This window comes from Marinoscillum sp. MHG1-6, assembly GCF_024714475.1.
Taxonomy (GTDB): domain Bacteria; phylum Bacteroidota; class Bacteroidia; order Cytophagales; family Cyclobacteriaceae; genus JAMZMI01.
On sequence record NZ_JAMZMI010000015.1, the window covers coordinates 1 to 4136 of the forward strand.

The 4136-nt window shown below is 39.7% G+C and carries 5 protein-coding genes; all 5 read left to right on the top strand.

Translation table 11 applies throughout. The features are described from left to right. Positions 1–386: tyrosine-type recombinase/integrase (locus NXR94_RS16990; RefSeq protein ID WP_258105876.1), on the top strand; the 386-nt coding region annotated here is incomplete at its 5' end. Positions 387–455: 69 nt separating this feature from the next. Beyond that, positions 456–1109 carry a hypothetical protein gene (locus NXR94_RS16995; protein WP_258105877.1) on the top strand — a complete coding sequence of 218 codons (654 nt, stop codon included), beginning with the start codon at positions 456–458 and terminating at the stop codon, positions 1107–1109. A 242-nt stretch (positions 1110–1351) separates the two neighbouring features. Further along, positions 1352–2176 carry a hypothetical protein gene (locus tag NXR94_RS17000; RefSeq protein WP_258105878.1) on the top strand — a complete coding sequence of 275 codons (825 nt, stop codon included), beginning with the start codon at positions 1352–1354 and terminating at the stop codon, positions 2174–2176. 147 nt (positions 2177–2323) lie between these two features. Further along, positions 2324–2974 carry a hypothetical protein gene (locus NXR94_RS17005; protein WP_258105879.1) on the top strand — a complete coding sequence of 217 codons (651 nt, stop codon included), beginning with the start codon at positions 2324–2326 and terminating at the stop codon, positions 2972–2974. A gap of 272 nt (positions 2975–3246) precedes the next feature. Further along, complete coding sequence (locus NXR94_RS17010; protein ID WP_258105880.1) at positions 3247–3801, top strand: hypothetical protein; 555 nt, start codon at positions 3247–3249, stop codon at positions 3799–3801. Positions 3802–4136: the final 335 nt, after the last annotated feature.

The following is a 4136-nucleotide window of genomic DNA, read 5'->3' on the forward strand; positions in this document are numbered from 1 at the left end:
GCATGAGAATATGGATTAGAGAGGGTAAAGGTGTAAAAGACCGGCAGACGGTCTTATCTCCAAGGTTACTGGACCTACTCAGAAGTTATTACAGGGCGTACAGGCCAAAGGATTATCTGTTTGAAGGTCCAAATGGAAATACATACTCGGCGAGCAGTGTTAGGAAAGTGCTACAGCGTGCGGTAGATAAGGCCGGTATCAAAAAGCGTGTGAAGCCTCATACCCTGAGACATAGTTTTGCGACCCATTTACTGGAAAATGGTACGAATCTGCGATATATACAGACCTTGCTAGGTCATACCAGCCCGAAGACGACTGAAGTATATACCCATGTCACGAGTCAAAAACTGGATGAGGTACAAAGTCCGTTAGACTTAATAGAATAGTTCGGGTATATTTGAAAGGCAGATAACGCGCATGCGCATTATCTGGTTGTTAGCGTTAATTTCTGACAGATGAAACGACTCTTCATCACATGCTTCCTCATAACAATTCTATGTGATCTCTTAGCGCAAGGATCTGCCAGAGAAAGAGATATATGGAGAACGACTGATAGCATTTTGGTAACTCAAACTTCTAGACAGTTTTTGAACTCCCTGAAAAGAAACGACCTGTATTTCAGTGATCTAACTCCCTTGGACTCTGTGAACACTTCTTATCGAAAAAGAACTGTTAACGTATCCTATACAATTCAGAGCGACAATGGTTTCATCTTACACCAACGAACGTCAGGTAAAGGGCTTGGTCCCGTTGGAGCATACTTCGAACTTGATTCAAATAACTCGATCATTTATACCTCCGACTTAGATTTAAGTTATCAAGCTTTCAAAACCAAATCAGCAACCAATGTCATGAACTCTGAAAAGGCAAAGACAATTTCGGAAGAACACTTTTCATCAAATATGAAGTTTCCTATTCTGCCATGTCTCCAAATCTATGATGATGAACTCACGAAAGTCCTCTGGCAAATTGACAAGTTCTCAGGGTTTATGAATGTAAAAAAGGAAACAGTTGAAATTGATGCAGAAACTGGTGAACTCATAAACAAGAGGACAGCCAGCTTTAAGAGAAACTTTTGGCGTGCGGTTTTTCAAAACAAGAGGATGTAAAAACGCTAACAAGCGATATAGCGAATGGCCAAACTGCCTATCTGATACTTCAGTGCAACTCGCTCTTGAACCTGCCCATTCTGCCATCTTTTGTGCTTCTAGCCACTTTTTTCTTTCTGGTTTTTGACTTTCAGAACGTAGTGCTTCGTAGATGCTGTTGTGGGTGTTGGGCAGTTTCACTACTTTAGAGGTGTTTACAAAGGGTATGACCACTCGCCATATCTGAGCGTTAGACTTCATTCATGCAAAAGCGAAATCCAAATGTATTTGCCTTAGTTGTATTTATGCTTCTAGCAAATTCAACTGTAGCTCAATTAAAACTATTGGACTATACCAAGAAATGCGAAGAAGTTATTGTGGATAAGCGAATTTATGCGCGACGAATAGCAAGTATCACCCAAACTGAAGATACTATCGAAGTAACTATTAATCTCGCAGAAATGTGTGGTCAATATGGGAAAGGAAGAATTGAGTTAACTCAAAATGCCATAAACTTTATTGCGGCAAATGATACAACTGGAGTAGAATCCATTGTATTTTGTGACTGTTACTATGAATTGAAATTTAAGTTGAAAGGAGAGACATTACCAAGTGAATTCCTATTCAATGGCTCGTTCATCAGCGTCTCCAATAGCAAATACGTCGAGCCAATAATTGTGTCTTTTGAAATTGTTAGCAACGACACAATTAACAAAATTGATCAACTGGATAGAAAGCAAGGCTATTGGAAAGACTATTATTCAGATGGTACATCATATCAACATGGATATTACATTAATGACCAACGAGTGGGAATTTGGGAAACCATTGATAAAAATGATCTCAAGCTCTTTAGTTCTAGTTATGCACTTCCATTAAACTATAATGAATACGAATCACGCGAAGTTTTGGATAACATAATCGAAACCAGAGCCTTCTATTCCAATGGTCAAATCAAATCAATAAGACAATTTTTTGATCAAGAAACTCACATTTATGAATACTCAGAAACTGGGAAAATGACTCGTCGCTGTAAATATCTTCATGAGTCAGAAGAGTTAAAATGTGTTCCTCCGAAATCAAAATAACAGAAGTCTAACAAATGATATGACACATGCCTCAAACTGTCAGTTTGAAACTGATCTGCAAATCCGATACTTTAGTAGAAATTTAATAATACCAGAGGCACATGTCATATCTGGTCGTTACCTTCAATAATAGCCCTAATGAGGACAATGCTACTAATTATAATTGCCTGTTTTCCTCTACTTTCTTATGGACAGTTCAACTTCGAACCTGATTCAGCTGATTCTTCATTTCCTTTTGAACGGTTTAAAGAGACCGAACTGAGAAGACCTAACTCTGATAGTATCTTCTTTGAACTTCGGTATTGGGTCAACTCTGATTTTGGTGGGTTTGTCCAACTCACCTTTAATAACAACTCAACTTGGAACTACAGAAGAGCTTATTTAAGCGAAGGAATTATCCAAACAATGGCTTTAACATCGAATCAGCCCAAAATTGATAGCCTTTGGTCGAAACTTCTAGCCAACGATGTTCTCGAACTCCCTAACCAAGATGAAATAATATATACTTATCAAAAAGACGGGCGAACAATTAAACTCGGACCCGAGAAGGAAGAAACCGAACGATTGGTTCACAGCACTTTAGATGCGTCCGGATATACTATCGAACTATTCACGAAAGGGAAGTATCGTAGTTATTACTATTACAACCCAATCACACTTAACGAACACTTTAGAAAATCGGGCTGGACATCACCCGAAACAGAAAAATTCGCCAACATCGTGAATATCTTAACTGATGCTTTTGATCTGAACGAAGTTTTTAAGGCCAACCTTAAAGAAAAAATGGGTAAGGAATAGGGCTATTTAAAGAAGGTAACAGGCGATATGGCGAATGGCCAAACTGCCTATTTGATACAGATCTGCAACTCGCCCGTGAATCTGCCCATTCTGCCGGTTTTTGTGCTTCTAGCTACTTTACCCTTTCTGGATTTAGACTTGCAGGACGCAGTGCTTCGTAGATGCCGCTGTAGGTGTTGGGCAGTTTCACTATTTTACTGCTTTTTACAGACGGATGTGGCCACTCGCCATATCTGATCGTTATGGGCAATTGCGCAATTCTCTAACTTTCAATGAACCGACAACTTCAGCTAATTGATTTTTTCCTATTTGGTATCTCTCTAATTGCGGTTATTGGCATGGCTTTCTACTTTGCCAACATTTCAACCCCTGCTGGTGAATTCGGAACAAAGGACTATGATCCCTTTCACAGATACTACACCGAACAAGGAATCGTAACAATTTTTGCATTCCGGTCTTTAACTTGGTTAACAGTGTTGATTGTAGGCATTTATTGGCTGAAGAACAAACAGCTCATCTTAACCCTTTCGTGGGTTCTAACTGCCGCCATTCTTATTTTGGTCGGACTACAGTGGATTGAATTGTGGTACGGGTCAACTTTCTACTACGGAGAAGTCCGAGATAAACAGGGTTTAGGTCTTCCAGTTTTTACCATGTTCGCATTGACTTATCTCTGTATTAAGTCGAACAAACTAACAAAACCGTGGAAGATTGCTCTTATCCTAGCCATCTGCCTAACAACTTATGCAACTTTCAATTTGGTACGAGATGACTGGAGGTTATCTTACGACATCTATATCCCAGGAACCAACATTGGAATCTATTAAAAGCCCATAACAGGCGATATAGCGAATGGCCAAACTGCCTATCTGATTCTTCTGTGCAACTCGCTCGTGAATCTGCCCATTTTGCAAGCTTTTGTGCTTCTAGGTACTTCTGTGGTTCTGGATTTTTATCTGAGGAACGCAGTGCATTGTGGATACCGTTGTGGGGGTTGGGCAGATTCACTACATTACTGCTTTTTACAGACGGATGTGGCCACTCGCCATATCTGATCGATATCTATGATAAAATCAAGCCATTTCAACTTTTTTTAGTGCAATTCTATCCTGATATGGTGTCCCTCTCTTAACTACCGCTACTACCCTGTGCAGTAGCTTAT